Source organism: Enteractinococcus helveticum (assembly GCF_020742345.1).
Lineage (GTDB): Bacteria > Actinomycetota > Actinomycetes > Actinomycetales > Micrococcaceae > Yaniella > Yaniella helvetica_A.
The window spans coordinates 1-18439 of the sequence record NZ_DYXC01000169.1 but is presented as its reverse complement, the minus strand read 5'-3'; the positions used below and the strand labels follow the sequence as shown (position 1 = coordinate 18439).

General features: G+C 54.9%; 17 protein-coding genes. 6 read left to right on the top strand and 11 right to left on the bottom strand.

The window, feature by feature from the left end:
- Nucleotides 1-8 precede the first annotated feature (8 nt).
- Together K8V32_RS14355 and K8V32_RS14350 are read right to left on the bottom strand one after the other, a co-directional pair.
- Nucleotides 9-1118: a histidinol-phosphate transaminase gene (locus K8V32_RS14355; RefSeq protein ID WP_303909038.1), complete on the bottom strand. Its 1110-nt coding sequence runs from the start codon at nucleotides 1116-1118 to the stop codon at nucleotides 9-11.
- Between the two features lie 49 nt (nucleotides 1119-1167).
- A complete protein-coding gene (locus K8V32_RS14350) occupies nucleotides 1168-1887 on the bottom strand; it encodes an IclR family transcriptional regulator (protein ID WP_303909035.1) in 720 nt (239 codons plus the stop codon).
- A gap of 141 nt (nucleotides 1888-2028) precedes the next feature.
- Here K8V32_RS14350 and K8V32_RS14345 point away from each other — a divergent pair, with 141 nt between their 5' ends.
- Complete coding sequence (locus K8V32_RS14345; protein WP_303909032.1) at nucleotides 2029-3924, top strand: FAD-dependent monooxygenase; 1896 nt, start codon at nucleotides 2029-2031, stop codon at nucleotides 3922-3924.
- 352 nt (nucleotides 3925-4276) lie between these two features.
- Nucleotides 4277-4669, top strand: a complete 393-nt coding sequence (locus K8V32_RS14340) for a phage holin family protein (RefSeq protein ID WP_303909029.1) — start codon at nucleotides 4277-4279, stop codon at nucleotides 4667-4669.
- A 6-nt stretch (nucleotides 4670-4675) separates the two neighbouring features.
- On the opposite strand, the gene K8V32_RS14335 is transcribed toward K8V32_RS14340, so the two are convergent.
- Both K8V32_RS14335 and K8V32_RS14330 read right to left on the bottom strand, forming a co-directional pair.
- Nucleotides 4676-6184 (bottom strand): hypothetical protein, encoded by a 1509-nt coding sequence (locus K8V32_RS14335; RefSeq protein WP_303909027.1) that lies wholly within the window; start codon nucleotides 6182-6184, stop codon nucleotides 4676-4678.
- Nucleotides 6184-6648, bottom strand: a complete 465-nt coding sequence (locus K8V32_RS14330; RefSeq protein WP_303909024.1) for a hypothetical protein — start codon at nucleotides 6646-6648, stop codon at nucleotides 6184-6186. The genes K8V32_RS14335 and K8V32_RS14330 overlap by 1 nt, the downstream gene beginning before the upstream one ends.
- Nucleotides 6649-6844: 196 nt before the next feature.
- Between K8V32_RS14330 and purB the strand changes: the two genes are divergently transcribed.
- Nucleotides 6845-8269, top strand: a complete 1425-nt coding sequence (purB, locus tag K8V32_RS14325) for an adenylosuccinate lyase (RefSeq protein ID WP_303909021.1) — start codon at nucleotides 6845-6847, stop codon at nucleotides 8267-8269.
- Nucleotides 8270-8347: 78 nt separating this feature from the next.
- Here purB and K8V32_RS14320 read toward each other — a convergent pair whose 3' ends face one another.
- Entirely contained in the window at nucleotides 8348-9988 is a 1641-nt protein-coding gene (locus K8V32_RS14320; RefSeq protein ID WP_303909018.1) for a thiamine pyrophosphate-binding protein, read from the bottom strand.
- A gap of 115 nt (nucleotides 9989-10103) precedes the next feature.
- Here K8V32_RS14320 and K8V32_RS14315 point away from each other — a divergent pair, with 115 nt between their 5' ends.
- Nucleotides 10104-10586, top strand: a complete 483-nt coding sequence (locus K8V32_RS14315; protein WP_303909015.1) for an Lrp/AsnC family transcriptional regulator — start codon at nucleotides 10104-10106, stop codon at nucleotides 10584-10586.
- A 2-nt stretch (nucleotides 10587-10588) separates the two neighbouring features.
- On the opposite strand, the gene K8V32_RS14310 is transcribed toward K8V32_RS14315, so the two are convergent.
- Nucleotides 10589-11578, bottom strand: a complete 990-nt coding sequence (locus K8V32_RS14310) for an ATP-binding protein (protein WP_303909012.1) — start codon at nucleotides 11576-11578, stop codon at nucleotides 10589-10591.
- Nucleotides 11579-11665: 87 nt separating this feature from the next.
- Here K8V32_RS14310 and K8V32_RS14305 point away from each other — a divergent pair, with 87 nt between their 5' ends.
- On the top strand, nucleotides 11666-12346 hold the full coding sequence (locus K8V32_RS14305) for a GAP family protein (protein ID WP_303909009.1): 681 nt from the start codon (nucleotides 11666-11668) through the stop codon (nucleotides 12344-12346).
- Between the two features lie 147 nt (nucleotides 12347-12493).
- Here the strand turns inward: K8V32_RS14305 and K8V32_RS14300 are convergent, their stop codons facing one another.
- The 3 genes from K8V32_RS14300 to K8V32_RS14290 all read right to left on the bottom strand — a co-directional run bounded on the left by K8V32_RS14300 (nucleotide 12494) and on the right by K8V32_RS14290 (nucleotide 16152).
- On the bottom strand, nucleotides 12494-13303 hold the full coding sequence (locus tag K8V32_RS14300) for a hypothetical protein (protein ID WP_303909006.1): 810 nt from the start codon (nucleotides 13301-13303) through the stop codon (nucleotides 12494-12496).
- A 466-nt stretch (nucleotides 13304-13769) separates the two neighbouring features.
- Nucleotides 13770-15113: an MFS transporter gene (locus K8V32_RS14295; protein WP_303909003.1), complete on the bottom strand. Its 1344-nt coding sequence runs from the start codon at nucleotides 15111-15113 to the stop codon at nucleotides 13770-13772.
- Nucleotides 15085-16152: an MBL fold metallo-hydrolase gene (locus K8V32_RS14290; RefSeq protein WP_303909000.1), complete on the bottom strand. Its 1068-nt coding sequence runs from the start codon at nucleotides 16150-16152 to the stop codon at nucleotides 15085-15087. Before K8V32_RS14290 ends, K8V32_RS14295 begins: the two co-directional genes overlap by 29 nt.
- A gap of 102 nt (nucleotides 16153-16254) precedes the next feature.
- Here K8V32_RS14290 and K8V32_RS14285 point away from each other — a divergent pair, with 102 nt between their 5' ends.
- Complete coding sequence (locus K8V32_RS14285) at nucleotides 16255-17145, top strand: LysR family transcriptional regulator (protein ID WP_303908998.1); 891 nt, start codon at nucleotides 16255-16257, stop codon at nucleotides 17143-17145.
- Nucleotides 17146-17181: 36 nt separating this feature from the next.
- Here K8V32_RS14285 and K8V32_RS14280 read toward each other — a convergent pair whose 3' ends face one another.
- Complete coding sequence (locus K8V32_RS14280; RefSeq protein ID WP_303908996.1) at nucleotides 17182-18081, bottom strand: SDR family oxidoreductase; 900 nt, start codon at nucleotides 18079-18081, stop codon at nucleotides 17182-17184.
- Nucleotides 18082-18110: 29 nt separating this feature from the next.
- Nucleotides 18111-18439, bottom strand: a 329-nt coding sequence (locus K8V32_RS14275; protein WP_303908993.1) for a ChaB family protein, incomplete at its 5' end; no start/stop codon positions are given.

The window sequence follows — 18439 nt, the reverse complement described above, 5'->3', positions numbered from 1 at the left end:
AGACCAAACTAGCCGATAAGGCGTGATGCGAAGTCGGTGGCCACTTTGATCACTCGATCATTGGCCTCGACTTCGCCAATTGAAACCCGCACACCCTCGGGGTGGAATGCACGCACCGACAGCGCCTGCTCGTCACAGGCATCCGAGAATGCTTGGGACAGCTCGCCCAGCGGCAGCCACACGAAGTTCGCTTCGGTAGCCGGCGGATTGTACCCTAGGTCACGAAAGGCTTGCCAGACCCGGGTGCGCTCAGAGACCACCTTTTCGGTCCGAGCCAAGACCTCGTCAAGATGAGTCAGCGACGCATATGCGGCTTCAACACCAACACTGGAGGTCGCAAAGGCTGGCACCACCACTTTCAGTGGTAACGAAATCTGCGGTGCAGCAATCGAGTACCCCACACGCATATTTGCTAACCCGTGGGCCTTCGAGAAGGTGCGCAACACAGCAACGTTGGGGAACTCTCGGTATAGCTCAAGGTAGCTATCGACGTCGTCATTACGGACGAATTCAAGATAAGCGGCATCAATGGCGATCAGGATATGGTCTGGGACCTGCTCAATAAATGCTCGCAGAGCGCTCGTTGTGGCGATGGTGCCGGTCGGGTTATTTGGCGTGCACAGCATGACCATTCGAGTACGCTCGGTAATTGCGGCCGCCATACCTTCAAGGTCCATGGTGCCGTCTGCTTTGAGCGGGACCTGAACATCTTTGGCACCGGCGGAGCGGATGACGATGGGATAGGCCTCAAAGGAACGCCACGGGATAATGACTTCGTCTTGGGACCCGTCGTCATTGGTTCCTGCGAAGGTTTGGACCAGGCCGGTCAGGATACCCAGTGAGCCGGCCCCGACGGTGACGTCGTCAACGGGGACATCATAGGTTTGGCTGATCAGTTCGCGCAGTTTCAGGTAGGTGGTTTCCGGGTAGCGTTGCACGGATTGGGCTGTCACAGCGGAGACCATGGCTTCAAGTGCTTGTGGCACCGGCGCATAGGGGTTCTCATTGGACGCGAGTTTATAGGGAGTCAGCCCCGGTGTTTCAACCGGCGGTTTACCGGATTGGTATGCGGGTAGTTGTTTGAGCATGGGGCGCGGGTAGACAGCTGAAGATTCCATGCTCGCTAGTCTACCGATGCACCTGATGTTGTGGCGCGTTAGTGTCAGGCTAGGCGGCCCCAAGTCGGTCGATGATGTCTTGAGCACCCCGGCGCAACAGGTTGGCGATATGCGCCTCATCGACTTCCTGACGTGGAAAAACCACCGCTAGTGATGCGGGTAGCTGTCCGGCAACCAGCAGCGGTACGGCCACAGACCCGACCCCCGGGATCACCTCGTCAAATGAGGAAGCATAGCCGTTGGCTTGCGCTTGAATAAGGTCAGCTTGAGCTTTCTGGGACAGTTCTAGCCCTTCCAGATCAGCACGTTGCTGCTCGCTGAGCCCAGAAAGGAGCGCCACGCCCGGGGCGCCACGGTCCAGATAATGTCGGGTGCCTGGGTGTTGTGTCACCGCATGCGAGGTAGTGGCTTCAACCGTGACTAGGGTAAAGCAATCAGTACCTTGGGCGACGGCGATAAAACACGACATTTCCAGGGCATCGGCAATCTTCGTCATAATCGGCACCCCAACGGTTTGCAACGAATTTTCCACGCCTCGTGCCAGATGTGTCAGCCCTGCGGCCGGCAAGATCTTACCGGCGTCATCGCGTCGCAAAAGATAGTGCGCCTCTAAGGTGCGCAGTAGACGATAGGCCGCAGACCGATGGACCCCCAAGTGTTGAGCGACGTCACTAATGGTAGGCGGCACATCAGCTCCACAAACAAATTCTAAGAGCTGAATACCTCTAGACAGCGTCAATGACAGGCTGCCCCCGGCGGACTCGGACATAACTTCTCCTCGACAATGAAATTTGGCAAATGAGCCAACCGTGGGTAGGCTCACAGCTAGAAGTTCAGTAAATGAACACCATGTTCAAATATAGAACATACATTGTTTTCGGCAACATTGCGAGCCGTACAGGAGTAAGTCATGCAATTTCACCATCACGGATATGTCTCCACTCAGCCACGAGTTCAACCTGCCGCCGGCACCGGCTTGAATCGTAGTGAGGAACTTCCCGACACCATGGACGTGTTGATCGTTGGATCCGGTCCAGCAGGGATGACGACTGCTGCCACCTTGTCCTGTTACCCTGATGTGCACACTCGCCTGGTGGAGCGTCGTGACGGCCGCCTGGAATTGGGGCAAGCTGATGGCATTCAGGCTCGATCGGTCGAAACGTTCAACTACTTTGGCTTCTCCGATGAGATCACCAACGAAGCCTATTGGCTAACCGAAATGAACTTCTGGACCCCCGATGAGCAAAACCCAGAAAACATTTGCCGCACTTCGCGAGAACTCGATGACCCAACCGGTATCTCCGAGTTCAAACACTTGGTCGTCAACCAGGCTCGAGTGCTGGACTACTTCGCTGAATTCGCCGAGCGTTCACCGTCCCGTCTGAAACCAGACTACGGCTATGAGTTTGTCTCCCAACACGTCGATGAAACTCACGACTACCCCATCGAAGTTGCACTGAAAATCACTGCTGGACCACATGAAGGAAACATTCGTCGGGTTCGCACCAAATACCTTATTGGTTCTGACGGCGCCCACTCGAAGGTCCGTAAATCCATTGGTCGTGTTCCAATCGGGGACAAATCAAACCATGCCTGGGGTGTTATGGACGTGTTGGTCGAGTCTAATTTCCCAGATATTCGCACCAAATGCTCAATCCACTCTCACGACGGCGGCTCGATCCTGCTGATCCCACGCGAAGGTGGCTTCCTGGTTCGTTTCTACGTCGACCTGGGCGATGTGGATCCAGATGATGGTGGCAAGGTTCGCGAAACACCACTGGAAGAAATCATCCACCGTGCCAACAAGATCCTGCACCCGTACACCGTGGACGTCAAAGAAGTCGCCTGGTGGTCGGTCTACGAAGTGGGTCACCGGGTAACCGATAAATTCGACGACGTCGACGCTAGTCAGGAAGACGAGAAGAACCCGCGTATCTTCATCACCGGCGATGCCTGCCACACCCACTCAGCCAAAGCTGGTCAAGGCATGAACGTTTCGATCCAGGACGGTTTCAACCTCGGTTGGAAGATTGGTCAGGTCTTATCGGGCTACTCAGCTCCTGCACTGCTGCATACCTACTCGGGTGAACGACAGGAGATTGCTCAGAATCTGATCGACTTTGATAAAGAATGGTCCAGCCTCATGGCAACGAAACCAGAAGATCTGCCATCGCCTGACTATGTGGCAAAGTTCTACACCAAGACTTTCGAATTCCCCTCCGGCTTCATGACCGAATACAAACCATCCCCGCTGACCACCGACAATGCCCACCAGGATCTGGCCCAGGGCTACACAATTGGCAAGCGTTTCAAATCAGCGAAGGTCAGCCGTGTTTCGGACACCAACCCAGTGGAATTGGGTCACTTGCACAAAGCAGACGGGCGCTGGCGCATCTACGTATTCGGCGACGACAAAGCCGCGACTGATATTGCCAATGGGGCCAATACCTTTGGTGAGTGGTTGGGTAGCGGCACAAACTCCCCAATCCTGAAATACACTCGCAATGGCTGCGATATCAATAGCGTCTTCGATGTCAAAGTCATCTACCAACAGCCCAAGGAAGAAATTGAACTGATGGAAACCCCATCAATCTTCCGCCCGGTTGTTGGACCGTTCCACATCACCGATCTAAACCAGGTTTTTGGCATCCTGCCCGACGACAGCATCTTCGACACCCGTGAAATCTCGAAAGACGGTGCAGTCGTCGTCGTTCGGCCTGATGGATACGTCTCGACCGTTCAGCCGCTGGCTGCTACCGGTGCCATCGCAGAATTATTTGACGGAATCTTCACTCCACAAAACTGACCTGCAATAACCAGCCGTCGCCGGTGCGTTCGTAGTTGACCCCATGAGTGCGTTTCATCTTGGGATTCGCAGAAAACCATAAGGATTTACTCACTCGGTTCGAGGTATGCGCGCTTGAGCCCAGACATCATTTGAAAAACCGTTGAGCCGCAACTGAGACAGTATTTCATATTTGTGCACTGCCTCCTGCCGACATGGCTGGGGGATACTATGCATGGATGATTGATCAACGAAGCCCGCTCGGGACCCCTTGTAGAAACCCAGCAATGTATAAAGGAACTCTATCTGGGTATGCGGGGCTATATAAGGTCGCGTTTAGGCATCATCAATATCTTCGTGGCACGATTGTCTTATGTATTATCTTCTCCGAACCCTTGTCACCGCAGCATCATTCTGGGTAGCCCTGTGGATCCTGCCCGGCATGGACATCGCTTCCGATTCCGGAACCGTAGGTACCAGCGAAACCATCATTGGCTTGTTGATCGTCTCGGTCGTGTTCGGTCTCGTCAATGCAATCGTGCGACCAATCGTCAGTTTCTTATCGTTACCCATCACGTGTTTGACCCTGGGATTATTCACAATCATCATCAACGCGGCGATGTTGTCGCTCACGGTATGGATTACCTCTTTCTTACCCATTCACGTGATCATCGACAGCTTCTTCTGGACGACCATCTTGGCGGCGCTGATCATCTCAGTTGTTTCAGCAATCGTGAACCGTCTCATTGGAGCAGTCACCGAGTAACCACTGCTACTTGGTTGCTGCTGCTGTCATCCATTCATCCAGTGGTCGAATGGACACGATCTTTTTCGGTTCTTGACTGAACGCGCTCGGGTGAGCAAAGGGATGTTGCGGAGGCGCGGCCGGTTGGCGGTTCAGGTGAAATTGTTGAACTGATACCGACCCGTTCATTTTGTTTTCCAAGCTCTCTAACGGAACCTGTGTTGCTCTGGCAACTTCAGGATCGTGGAGTGCCTCGGCAAGCTGATGATCGATGACTTCGAAATTATGTTCGGGACCAAAAACTCCGGCAGGCACTTCATGGTCGGGATAGCCTTTGACTTCTATTGTGGTGCGATTGATTCGTCCCTCATTGCTGGCACCGGTGAGTGCGGTGACTTTGTCATGTTGGTGTTCAATATGCACAAAGTTCGTTGAAAGATCATCGGTTCGACGGTGGCCCGTCGGCGCTGCGACGGTGAGGACATCTGGGATGGCATATTTGGCCTTCATTTTGTCGCTCATCGCAATATTCATCGCATGTGTACCACCTTGGCTATAGCCCATGGGAATGATCGTCGCTCCAGCCGGCACACCAGCTTGTTCCAAAATCTGCATGGTTGCGTCCTCAACATGGACTGAGTCGGCTGCAACAGATTCCACTACACCGGTTGCTCCAAAAGCATTTTCTTGGTGCAGCAGGCCTAGCGGCCCAGAATCATCACCAAGGGGTGTGGTGCCCGAATACATCACAGCATATGCGTCTGTCCCATCCGGCTGAACGATCTTCGCGACGGTTACTGTGTCAGGTTCGTAAGCATAATCTTTCATTAACTGCATGGCTTTCGTTGACCCACCATCGTATATCGACTCACGGGCCTGCCAACCGTCACCCCCCGGGGCCTGTGTGATGTTTTCGATGTCATACGGCGCCAGCTGCATCAACCCGAGTTGTTCTAAGGTGTGGGCCAACATTCCGTAGGTTCTTTGGGTCGGGGCCAAGTCCCAGATGTTCTCGTCGAGTCCGAAGGTCCACCCAATGGCATGTCCAATGGCAAGTTTTGATCCTGGAACGAAACGATCAGCTGCCGAAAATGCGGTTTCGACCGGAGCCCACAAATAGCTGGTGGTGCCATGGATGGCCAGCTCATATGCATCGTTTGGCACATCCAGGCTCGTGGTCGCGCCCAGCACACTGAGCACAACCGCACTGGGTGTGACCGCAAGGGTCATCAGATTGGTGATTTGAGCTTCGGCTTCCAGATACGCAGCTACAGCGAATTCGACACCATGGGTCAACACCTCAACTTCAGCCTGCATCCCCATCAGCCCAGTGGACAGTTCAAAGGTTTTCGCCCCAATGAGTGGCCCCTGGGGCGTCATGATCGTCACCCCGGTTAGAATGCCTCCGGCCAACATGGCATCGCCAGCTAATTGCATTGTTTGTTCTGTGGCCTGTCGCAGGTGGGCTGCACCCAGGGTCAGTTCATCGAGATTCGCTCGCCAATGCGTTGGCCCACCGATAACGTTGGCACTCATCAGCACACCTGCTCAATCGCACTGGATGCAGCAGCGCCAGCGGTAGCTCGAACGGTTGCCAGTAAGGTCTGCAAGCTGGCTACTACGGTGCGCAGTTCGTCGATACTCAGCCTGGCCAGGCGTACCGTGTCCAAAGCCGTGGCTTCAAGCTCTTTCGCATTCAATTGCCGGGATCCCAGCGCTTCGCGAAAAGCTCGCCCCGCCGGTGAATGCCATTCCAATTCTTGTGCCGCCACAAGTTTGACGTAGACCTGCTCGACTCCCTGGGCTACCCCTCGAAGTTTAACCACCAGCTGTTCTAGTGCCTCGATTTGTGCGGCCAACACGTTGAGCCCCATTTGAGCTGTTGACGGACTGTTGATCCACTGTTGGACTGCCGTTGATGCCATATCGCAGGCACCGTTTGTTACGTATCCAATGCCCGAGGTAATTTCGGGCAGTGAAGGAATGAGAACCGTCACCATCAGTCGCCTCCTCAGTAGAAGAATTCATGCATTGGCACCAGCGTAGAAACCTGCGACCAGACGGAGTAGCTCATACCGTATCGATGTGGAAAACCGCTGTCGTTGGATGGTGCTGTGGACAAATATGCGTACACGACAGTTGTCACGGGCGACATAAGAAAGGTCAACCCACGCCACGGGTGGCAGAATATGTTTCATGACTGATAATATGCGCGCACGTTTGGCCGATACTGATATCCCGTTGGGTCCTCTAGATGGTCGCTACCGCGGGTACGTAGCTGACCTGGTCGACCACCTGTCGGAAGCGGCACTCAACCGCAACCGCATCCACGTTGAGGTTGAATGGTTCATTCACCTGTGCGACGGCATGGTGGTCCCCGGCCTGAAGCGTCTCACGGATGCTCAACGTGACGGCCTGCGCGCAATCGTCACCGAATTCAACGAAGCCTCGGTCGCCGAGCTGGCAGAAACCGAGGCGGTAACCGTACACGACGTCAAAGCCGTCGAATACTTCATCGCCGCCCGCCTCGAAGCACTGGGCCTGGGGCATCTGAATTCACTGGTGCACTTTGCGTGCACTTCCGAAGACATCAACAACCTGTCCTATGCCCTGGGTGTTCGCGACGCTATCCAGGACGTCTGGTTGCCAGCCGCCCAAAAGATGGTCGATGCCATCGCTGAAGTAGCCAACACTGCAATAGACACCCCCATGCTGTCCCGCACGCACGGCCAACCAGCTACTCCAACCACTCTGGGCAAAGAGCTCGCGGTCTTTGTACATCGGCTAAACCGTCAGCTGCACCGTATCTCGACCCAGCAGTATCTGGGCAAGATCAATGGCGCCACCGGAACCTACGCGGCTCACGTCGCCGCCGTCCCACACGCCAACTGGCCGGTCATCGCTCAAGACTTCGTTGAAGGTCTCGGTCTGACCTTCAACCCACTGACCACCCAAATCGAAAACCACGACTGGATGTCAGAGCTCTTTGACGACGTCGCCCGGTTCAACCAAATTCTGCACGGCTTCTGCGTTGATATTTGGAGCTATATCTCCATCGGCTACTTCATCCAGATCCCCGTTGCTGGTGCGACGGGCTCATCCACGATGCCGCACAAGGTCAATCCGATCCGTTTCGAAAATGCTGAAGCTAACCTCGAGCTGTCCAATGCCCTGCTGACCACGCTGGGCACCACGCTCATTGAATCCCGTTGGCAGCGCGACCTGACCGACTCGACCTCCCAGCGCAACATTGGTGTCGCCCTGGGCCACTCAGTGCTGGCCATGGCCAACGTCACCCGCGGCATGGGTCTGCTCGATGTCGCCGACGACGCGCTGACCGCCGATTTGGAGACCAACTGGGAGGTGCTGGGCGAAGCTATCCAGACTGTGATGCGTGCAGAAGCCATCGCCGGTACCGCTGGCATGGAGAATCCCTATGAGCGGCTCAAAGAACTGACCCGTGGCCAGCGGGTGGATGCCGCCCGCATGCGCGAGTTCGTCGGAGAGCTGGGGCTATCGGACGCCGCTGAACAGCGTCTCAAAGACCTCACCCCCGGCACGTACACCGGGTTAGCCGCTGATCTTGCCCGCGAACACCTTGGTGGACAAAACCACGGCTAACAACCACATACCGTTGCGTTAACAGCGCTGCGGACGCCCCGGGTGGGAACGTCCGCAGCGCTGTGGTATTTCAGCAGTCTAGCCGGTGGCTCCTGGGCGCATGGCTGGGTGTGCGAATTCGGTTGAGATGTTGATATTGACCACCGCAACCCCCTCACCATGCTGGATCCACTCGGCAAAGGTGTCCAGGTCCTCCAGCGTATTGACCGTGATGCCGGTGGCGCCCATAGCTTGTCCGATGGCCGCAAAATCGATGGGCGGCAAATACATCGCCGTAGCATCAGCCCCGATTGCGGCGTATTGGTGAATTTCAGCACCGTAGGCCGCATCATTGAAAACGATCACCGCACCGTGGTCGGTTTCGTGCAGGAAGGTGGGCAGGTCAGCCAGGGCCATTTGTCCGCCGCCATCCCCGGAGATAACGGTCGTGAATTTCCCCGGAGTGCCCACCGTCGCTCCAACGGCCGAACCAAAACCCAGCCCAATCGACTGAATCGCGGTACCCACGGCAATCATGCTGGCCGGATCTGGAATATCTAGACGCTCGCCAATCCAGGTAATGAAGTGGCCGCCGTCCAACACGATCTGGCGATTGGCCGGCAGTAAACCATTGAGGCGTTCCGCGACGTGACGTGGATGCAGTCGGCCGTCGGTTCCAAACACCGGTTCGGTTGCCAACGTATCTTGTGCCACCAGCTCTGCCAGCTGGTCACGATAGTTCGACGGCGTGGGGTCCAGCCGTTTGACAGCGTCTACCAGGCGCGGTAGGGCGTCGGTCAAATCCGCGCCCACGGTGTTGGCCTGTGGCAGGGTCAGGTTCCACTTGGAGGTCAAATCAATGCGGTATATATTATCGGTACCAAATAGCGCACCTTTGCGGGTTTGGAAGTTATTACTCGTCGCACCCAGAATCAACACCATATCGGCAGCCTGCACGGCGGGCAGCTTATATTCTGGGGTGAATCCCCCGGCAATGCCCAGCGAGTGTTCGGAACCGGTAACGTTGGCGGCGGTCAGCGAGTGCATGAAGACGGCGCCAACAGTATCACCGAGTTTGCGGGCCAGTGGTCCGGTATTGGTGCGTACCACACCCCCACCGGTCAGAATCAACGGACGTTGGGCGACCACCAGAGCACGGGCGATCTCATTGATTTGTGCATCGCTGGCTTTGGGCCGGGCAATCGGTTCATAAGAACTGGTGGCCTGCACGTCGTCCACGGGTGCATCGGCCAGGTCATAGGGCAGCATAACCACCACGGGTTCTTGGCCATCGGCGGCCATATCGAAGGCCTGCGCGATGCCGGCGGCAGCATTATCCTGGTGTAGGGTGACCACCGGAATGTTGAGTCCAACGGTCACCGTGGTCTGATCGACATCAAATGGCCGGCGCCCGGTAGAGGGTGCATCGCCCACCAAAACCACCATCGGGACCCGGGCCAACTGGGCCTCGGCCAGCCCGGTGGTCATATTGGTGAAACCCGCACCGTAGGTGGCCGTGGCAACCGCCATGGTTCCGGTGGCCCGGTAGTAGGCATCGGCTGCGGTTACCGCCGCGACTTCGTGGCGCACCGAGGTAAATGGGAAACCTGCTACGGTGAGCGCCGAGATAAAATCGACGTTACCGTTGCCGATGAGCCCAAAGACGCGATCCGCACGTTCAGTTACGACCTTGACGAGCGCATCTGTGACGGTTGTTTGTTGTACCGGTGATTGCACCATGGAAGTCCTCCTGACAAGCTATACTGTGATTACCTTCACTGAATAGAGCAGGAAGATCAAGTCACTGAAAATTAATTGAGCATTATGCTCAAGAACCCCTAATAGGAAGTACGGAATGGCAACCTCGAAGCCGACACGCGAGCTTGACGGGCTCGATGCAGAAATTCTGCTGGCGCTGGTCGAAGAACCCGACGCTACAACGGTTTCCCTTGCGCAGCGGCTTTCGGTCTCGCGCAATACAATCCAGGCGCGACTACAAAAACTCAACGACGGCGTCCTGGAATCATTCCAGCGCCGTATTACCCCGCGGGCGCTGGGATATGAGGTCACAGCATTTATGAACGCCTCAATCCGCCAGGGCTACGATAAACAGACCATGCATGCGCTATCGGAAATCCCTGAAATCATGGAGATTTTTGCCACCACTGGCGACGCTGATTTACGACTGACCATTGCGGCAACCTCCCCCGAGGATCTCTACCGGGTCAACCATCTGATCCTCGATATCCCTGGGATCGTGCGCACCTCAACGGCCGTGGTACTGCGCGAATTTTTGGGCTATCGCACCAAACCACTGCTGGAGCGCATCGCCGAGTAGTTTTACTCGTCGTCGAGCATGAAGGCACCGCGGTTGGTCAGCGCATAGATCAGATCGTCTTGGGTAACCTGAGCTTCGTTGCGCATGATCGCCGCCTTTGCAGCAGACCGTGCCGCAAGTGTCAGCTCGGCCTGCGATAGCCCCTCAAAGTACTGCTCGTAAACATCGGCTTCATTCATGACCGGTGTCGGAGCACGGTCCCCCAGCTGGGAGCGAAGCACTCGCATTGCTTCCTGTGAGGTGGGCAGCGAGAAGTTCAACACGGTATCAAAGTGGCGGAACATTGAGCGGTCCAACACCCCGCGACGGTTGGTTGCCGCAATCGCCACCGACCCTTTGCCTAACACATCGACGAATAACAAGAATGCTTTGAATACGCGCCGGGTCATCCCGGTGATGGTGTCATCACCAATCGTGTCGAAGACATCAAAGAGATACACGGCACGACGACGAGCCAAACGGTCAAAGACCTCACGCAACGACGGCACATCTTCTTCCGCTGAATACACGTTGAGCAGGTTATCCAGATATACGGTCACTAACGGGATACCCAGCTCTGCCGAGAGCACTTCGGCGGTTGCAGTTTTACCGGTTCCTGCTGGACCTTCCATGAGCAACCGGTGGGCCGGGGTGAACCCAAAGTCGCGCAGCAGCGCTGCATTGCGATGTTCTTCAAGAATTTGGCGCACCCGCTCAATGAGGTCCCCAGAAATGGTGAGTTCGTCAAAATTTGCATCAGGTCGCGAAACTTGAATGAATTCGGCCAGATCAGAGTCAATATCGACACCCAGATCTTCGTCCTCAACGGTTTGCAATTCAACCGTCTCGCCGCGCGCCAGCTCAATGGCTTTGCGAATTTCAGTTGCCGCGTTCCGGCGTCCTTCAGACAGTTCACGGTGAGCCACATCAAGGGCCACCGCATAAAAACCGTCTTCGTCGCCCGCCGCGTGGTTCGCCACCATCGCCGCTATGTCGTGGCTTAATCCTGACATGGTTGTATCAAATCCTTGGGGAACATGAGTCGGTGCGATACTTTACCATCAACTATAGTGAGCTTGCCGACTAGCGTGAAAGGTGCCATGAGTATTGCCATCATCGCCACCCTTATCGGTTTGGCCATTTTGGATGCCTCAACCCTATCGACCCTACTCATACCCTTATGGCTGCTGGCCCGACCGGGCGCCTTTGAGCCCCGTAGGCTCATCACCTACCTCACCGTCACCGCCGTAACATACCTGTTGCTTGGCACCGCGGTACTGGTATTGGCTCACCAGTTAATCGACACCTATTTACAAACGCTCCAAAGTCCTACTGCTGATCGCCTCGTCATTGGGTTGGGCGTGCTCGTCATCAGCATGGGAATCATTGGGGTTTTCCGGGGACGACGTGAAGCCAAGCCTGGCCCCTCGGTTGTCACCCGGTTGCGCGATAGGGCGCTGGCTACCAACACTTCAACTGCAACCCTGGCTTTATCCGCCATAGTCGTGGAAGCTGCCACCATGTGGCCGTATCTCGTTGGCATCAGCCTGATCGCAGCCAACGGCCCCGGCCTGCCCTTAGACATCTTCTGGCTGGCGTTCTATAACCTCATCATGATTCTGCCGGCCTCTATCTTGACCTGGGCGCGTACCAAATATCCGGAACAAACCGACATGCTGTTATCAAAGACAAAAGAGACCATGACGGGCGCGGGTTCCACCTTCACCGCATGGCTCGCCGTCATCATCGGAGCCTGGATTATCCTCGCCAGGCTGTTCTAAGCACTGACTTACACGAGCAGCAGGCCCTGCGTTTCCCCTTGGTAGTTGATGCGATGGTTGGATCGCAGTCCGGTTGGGCCCGTGGGACCGCATCGTTGATTTGACCCTCTTTGGCCCCAGCTCCTTCGAAAAAGACACAGCGTCGACTTATAGTTCATCCAAGATGTTGTTTCCAAGCCGTTGTTCAGCAGCAATCATTCTGTGCCGAGCCTTATGGGCAGCCTGGTCCCACGGCAGCCGGTTCTCCAGAGTTTCGCGATGAAAATCGGTAAAGAGTTTCACAGTACAAAGAAAGTCCGCGACGTTGTTGGGATCCGGGTATCCCTCGATAAGATCCATCCAGGATTCAGCTTCTTCAGGATTTCGCGGATCGATTCCTGCCTCCTGTGCGTCGTCAAGCAGAAACTTGAGTATTTGGCAGACAGTTTCGATGCTCAGCTCCTCTTCATCGAACCAACACCATTTACGGAAACGTATGAATTCATCGCGAGAAAATGCAGGTTTTACTCTCGCGAGGGTCATCTTTTTTGCGTCCGTATCAGATGGCAAAATTTCGTCGAGGATCTGTTCAAAGCTATGGGGTCCGGTGATGGAGAGCTCAGCTACTGTTTTGGCCAATACATGTACGGCCGCTGACGCCACTGCCCGCGCACCATTACTATGTACTAGTTTGTCGTATCCCTCGAAGGCGCGACGCTTCTTGGCACACGTATATACATCATCGGCAGATATTTTCTCCAGAAGAGTCAGGTCAGAAAACCATGCCTGAGAGTCAGGTGTTCGCTTGAGCGGGTAGTGGGTATATAGCTCATCAAGGGCTGCCAAGGCCACGCCATTGAATTGTGCGACGCTTGGGCGATACGACGTTGAACCGAGCCCAAGAACATTTAAAACTTGTTGAGCGTACACGTCTTGATGTTCGTGTAGTTTGCGGGTGATCGTTCGGATGGTATCCACGGTCCGGTTCCGATCATCACCGGATGGTCTCCGAATCACGGACTTGTGCCATTCTAGTGCGCGAGCTACTGCGGCTTGGAAATAACCTATGTCAATATCAACTGACAAACAATTTATATTGAATCCTTCGGACGCGAGCCTGGGCACAATATCATCCAGAATTTCTGGCGCAATTGCCGATTGCACCCGAACAATGGCGGCAATTCTCGCTAACCGTGCATTATTACTTTCGGAATTATCCCATAGGACACTTTTTCTTGTCATGCGACGAAACTATCAATGCCCACACCGCCTTGGAACCATCCTTGACCAAACTGTGGATAACTTTTGCGTCATATCCCTGCTGCACAAGCGGCGCCGAGGATACTTTCGTTGGTGATCCGTGAACACAGCCGGCCACTCCGAGAGTTTCGAAGTGGCCGGCATACCTACTCGGGGTTTATCGAGCTGGGAAGTTTCCTCAGTTTTAGTTCAACTCATGGATCTCGCGTTTCGAAGCGTCCTGCGAGAAGAGTAGCGAAACCAGACTCACAGCGGTAAAGCTAATCCACAGGATCGCCACCAGGTATAGCGAGCCTCCGCCTGCCGCGACCAGCGCGGTGGCCATCATCGGTGTGAAGCCTGCACCAAGTAATGCCGCGAACTGGTAACCAATGGAAGCACCGGAGTACCTGACATGGGTTGGGAAAAGTTCTCCAGCATAGGCACCATATGGTCCAGCAGTGAATCCCTGTACCAAGGACAGTCCAAGGATAATGGCCAGCATGAAAGCCATAGCTGACCCCATTTCCAACAACCACATCACGGGGAATGCCAGCACAATACCCACGAGGTTGCCCCAGATGAGCACTTTACGACGTCCAAGACGATCAGACAGACGCGCGGCGATCACGACAAAGGTAATGGTAAACACTCCACCGATTGCTTTCAGGTTGAGCACCTCGGATTGATGCAGCACAGCTTGCTGCACTGCAAAAGCGATAGCCCAAGCACCCATCAACCCCTGTGCCATTTGACCAGATAGGCCACTGCCAATGGCGCGCAGCAGTTTTGTTGGGTGATTGATGACCAGTTCGGCAACAGGAACTTTCTTTGGCGCTGGTTTCTTCGCCAGCTCTTTGAATACCTCAGACTCTGACACTTTCATGCGGATGAACAGACCCAGCAGCATGAGTACAGCGGAGAAAATAAACGGAACACGCCATCCCCAGCTGAGGAACTGGTCTTCGGGCAATAAAGAAAACCCGGATAACGCAAGTGTCCCGATGATTGTTCCAGCCGGAGCACCCATGTAAGCAAACGCTGCAGCAAAGCCTCGTTTTTTGCGTGGTGCGGATTCAAACGCCAACAGCATCGCTCCGCCCCATTCACCACCAACAGCGATACCCTGAATGATTCTCAGACTGACTAACAGTGCCGGTGCAAAGGCGCCGATTTGATGCGCCGTGGGTAATAGCCCCATCAGAGTAGAGGCGATCCCCATGATCAAAACGGTTACCACAAGGATCGTCTTGCGTCCGAGCCGGTCACCCAAGTGTCCGAAGATCAGTCCGCCTAAGGGGCGTGCAGCATAGCCGGCGGCTAGCGTCGCAAAGGATAAAATCAGCGCGACATGTTCGTCCAATCCGACGAAGAAGACGCGGTTGAAGACAATACCGGCCGCTGTGGCATACAAAATGAAGTCATAGTATTCAATGGCCGTACCAAGAAAACTGGAAAACTGAATCCGGCGCAGTTCTTTCGGGGAGGCATGATATGCACTCGCGTTGCTGCCGCCTATGTCAGGCGACGTAGTGATCTGCTTTGTCATGCTGTGCACTCCGTTCAAAAGAGATCTGATCGAGGTCTTGGGCGATCACGAGACGGCCCGCAAATGTATTAGCTGCTTTTTGCCACACTTCAACAGGGGCATGGCTTGGCACAAGATGATGAAGGCCTAGGGTTTTTGCACCTGCCTGAGTAGCAATTCGACCGGCGTCTTCCGCGGTGGTGTGAGCTCGACGGTGATGATCCATCGTCGCCTGCAACATCACGGTATCGGTATACATGCTCGCCATGGTTTCCAGACTGATGACCTCATGCAGCAGCAGATCTGTGTCGTGAGACAATCTGATGAGATTGGCACACGGAGCGGTGTCACCTGAAATGGTCACGGAACCGTTGTCGGTATCAAACCGGAAGGCAAACGCCGGCGCCGTCGGATGATGCGAGACCAGAGTCGCTGTGACGCGGACGTTTTCGTCGGCGAATACCACAAACGGTTCCATCGCCGGTGCGACGTTATGGTCTGGGTCGAACGCCACGTCTGCAGGTAACTGAATATCTTGGGGTGCAAAGTATTCGTATGGCCCCTTGGTCAATGAATCCATCACACGGTCGTTGATGTCAGCCGAGTAGGCATTCACCAAGCCAGCAAAGGTTGCTTCGATGCCTGCCCCTGGTTGGTCTGGATTGACCGGCTGCGGCGTGGTTGTTGCGCGGGGCGACAGCGGTGTGACTCGACTTCGGTTTGCAGGACCATACAGCGGGATCGGGCCTCGTCCGGCCTGCTTGATCTCGAAGGGTGCAAACAACATCAACGCCCCGAGATCCACAATGTGATCCGAATGCATGTGGGTAATGAAGATCCCTTTAAGGTCGGCCATCGATAGCCCGGCCCGTTGAATTTGCCGGCCCACTCCCGAGCCGGCATCAACTAAGTACCAGCCATCGTCGACTACCACAGCGGTTGCTATTCCCTGTCGAGGTTCACCCTGGTGGTCTGACCACCATCGGGGGCCGCCAGCTGTCCCCAGCGTGACAACGTGAGGCGTCGCGCTTGCTTCATGAGCGCTTCTACAATGAGTCACAAGAATCCTTTCGTGATTCACATCACCAACAAGCCTTTACGTTACCCGCGTCACACTTCCTTGCATATCGAAAAGAACTCACGGAATCCTTAAGCTTTACTTATGAATGAGTTGACCCTCCGCCAGCTGGAATACTTTGTGGCTGTAGCTGAAACCCGATCCATCACCAAAGCCGCTGCCAGAAGTCACGTGAGCCAAGCAGCCGTCAGCCTTGCTCTCACGGAACTAGAGAAGACCCTCGGAGTCACGCTAACGATCCGTCGTCCTGCAAAAGGAGTGGCACTCACCGCTGAAGGTCGCATCATTCTCCCTGAAGCCAGAGCCATCCTTGATCAAACTCAGCAGCTGGCCGACCATGTTTCTCAGGTGAAGAACACCTTGTCAGGGCCGTTGTATATTGGATGTTTCCGTACCTTATCGATGCATGTGATTCCGCACTTGGTCGAATGGTTTGGCATACATCATCCTGAAGTTGAATTGATTTTCGACGAGGATAACGCCCAGGAACTCCAAGAAAAAATGCTGGCGGGGCAACTGTCGGCTTGTCTGCTCTATGAAGCGCAGCTAGAGCCAGGGTGTCGAACTATTCTGGTTCAAGATCACCGCCGACATGCCGTCCTGTCTCCACAACATCCGCTGGCAGCATCCGAGGAAGTGTCACTAGCACAATTAGCCGATTTTCCTGCGGTGTTGCTCGACGAGAGGCCGGCCTTAGAAAGAACTCTCAATGAGTTTTACAGTCGATCGTTAGATCCCAAGGTAGGAATCCGAACGCGCAGCGTTCAAACCGTGCAGAATCTTGTTGGCCGGAACATCGGTTACGGCCTGTTAATGCATTCGACATCGACGTCACCTGAAGGCCGCCCACTCGTGGCACGGAAAATATCCGATTCGGTTCCACGCAACGCGCTGATGTTGGCTCTGCCACCGGGGCATACAACTGCCACAGTGCAAGCCCTGATAGCAAGCCTTGAGGAACTACCGCAGCACTGACGTACCGCTGACATAAGAAAGGTCAAAGCTACCTCGTTAGGGTGTTGGAATACCACCGTTGACGTGCAGCGTTTCACCGATCACGTAGCTGGATTCGGGTGAGGTAAGGAAAACGAATGCTGGGGCAATTTCCGTTGGTTGTCCGGCCCGTCCGAGCGGAGTATTTTGACCAAAATCTGGCAGCTTTTCTTTTGGCTGCCCCTGGGACGGTTGGATCGGCGTCCAAATTGGTCCTGGTGCTACGGCGTTTACACGAATCCCCTTGGGCGCTAGCTGTTGGCCCAGCCCTTTACTGAAATTATTGATGGCAGCTTTTGTCGATGCGTAGTCGATCAGCATCTCATTTGGGTTATAGCCTTGAATCGAGGTGGTATTGACGATCGTTGACCCTGCAGGCAGGTGTTTCAGTGCCGCTTTGGTAATCCAAAACATCGCGTGAATATTCGTCTTATAGGTTTCTTCCCACTGATCATCGGGCAGGTCTGTCAGGCTTTCGGAAATCACCTGTTTGCCGGCATTGTTGACGAGGGCATCAAGGCCGCCAAGTTCACGGACGGCATCTTCAACCAGTTGGTTGCAGAATGCTTTATCGCGGATATCCCCCGGCAGCGGGATGGCCTTGCGACCAGAGTCGCGGATCGTTTGAATCACGTGCGCAGCGTCTTGCTGTTCTACGTCCAGATAGTTGAGTGCAACATCGGCTCCTTCGCGCGCAAACGCTATGGCCACTGCCGCACCGATACCCGAATCAGCACCGGTGATCAGCGCGCGGCGGCCTTCGAGCCTGCCGGTACCGCGATATGATGTTTCGCCGTGGTCAGCTTTCGGAACGAGTTCGGCATCAAATCCTGGCTCGGGTTGATCTTGTTTCGGAGGTGAGATTTCCGGGAAACGATCCACCGGATTCTGAAAAGATAATTGGTCGGATTGTGCCATAACGAATCCTCCTTTGGCCTTCCAATGGGTCAGGAATGCTCGGAAGTTTTCCGACTACTTTCCTTTTCCAGTGCGTCGATAAGTTCGTCTTTGGTCATCTTTGAGCGTCCGGAGATATCAAGCTTTTTAGCCTGTTCGTAAAGATGTTCTTTGGTGGCATTGGTGTCAACGCCGCCTGCCGTATCACGGTCAGTATTCTTGCCACCAGCTGCTTGCGCGTCGGAATCACCTTTCTTAGGCTTGCGCTCCCAATGATCGCCTACTTTCTCATATTTTTGTTTTACGGCATCCCAGGCTGTTCGGTGTGCTCGTTCCTCATCCTGGTATTGTTCCATTGCTGAGTCATAGGTTTTTGCGA

Excerpts from the sequence above, each read along its gene's own strand:
- K8V32_RS14330 (WP_303909024.1), bottom strand. The coding sequence starts at position 6,648 with ATGGTGACGGTTCTCATTCCTTCACTGCCCGAAATTACCTCGGGCATT.
- K8V32_RS14310 (WP_303909012.1), bottom strand. The coding sequence starts at position 11,578 with ATGTCAGGATTAAGCCACGACATAGCGGCGATGGTGGCGAACCACGCG.
- K8V32_RS14320 (WP_303909018.1), bottom strand. The coding sequence starts at position 9,988 with ATGGTGCAATCACCGGTACAACAAACAACCGTCACAGATGCGCTCGTC.
- K8V32_RS14305 (WP_303909009.1), top strand. The coding sequence starts at position 11,666 with ATGAGTATTGCCATCATCGCCACCCTTATCGGTTTGGCCATTTTGGAT.
- K8V32_RS14295 (WP_303909003.1), bottom strand. The coding sequence starts at position 15,113 with ATGACAAAGCAGATCACTACGTCGCCTGACATAGGCGGCAGCAACGCG.
- K8V32_RS14315 (WP_303909015.1), top strand. The coding sequence starts at position 10,104 with ATGGCAACCTCGAAGCCGACACGCGAGCTTGACGGGCTCGATGCAGAA.
- K8V32_RS14280 (WP_303908996.1), bottom strand. The coding sequence starts at position 18,081 with ATGGCACAATCCGACCAATTATCTTTTCAGAATCCGGTGGATCGTTTC.
- K8V32_RS14335 (WP_303909027.1), bottom strand. The coding sequence starts at position 6,184 with ATGAGTGCCAACGTTATCGGTGGGCCAACGCATTGGCGAGCGAATCTC.
- K8V32_RS14340 (WP_303909029.1), top strand. The coding sequence starts at position 4,277 with ATGTATTATCTTCTCCGAACCCTTGTCACCGCAGCATCATTCTGGGTA.
- purB (WP_303909021.1), top strand. The coding sequence starts at position 6,845 with ATGACTGATAATATGCGCGCACGTTTGGCCGATACTGATATCCCGTTG.
- K8V32_RS14350 (WP_303909035.1), bottom strand. The coding sequence starts at position 1,887 with ATGTCCGAGTCCGCCGGGGGCAGCCTGTCATTGACGCTGTCTAGAGGT.
- K8V32_RS14345 (WP_303909032.1), top strand. The coding sequence starts at position 2,029 with ATGCAATTTCACCATCACGGATATGTCTCCACTCAGCCACGAGTTCAA.
- K8V32_RS14285 (WP_303908998.1), top strand. The coding sequence starts at position 16,255 with ATGAATGAGTTGACCCTCCGCCAGCTGGAATACTTTGTGGCTGTAGCT.
- K8V32_RS14355 (WP_303909038.1), bottom strand. The coding sequence starts at position 1,118 with ATGGAATCTTCAGCTGTCTACCCGCGCCCCATGCTCAAACAACTACCC.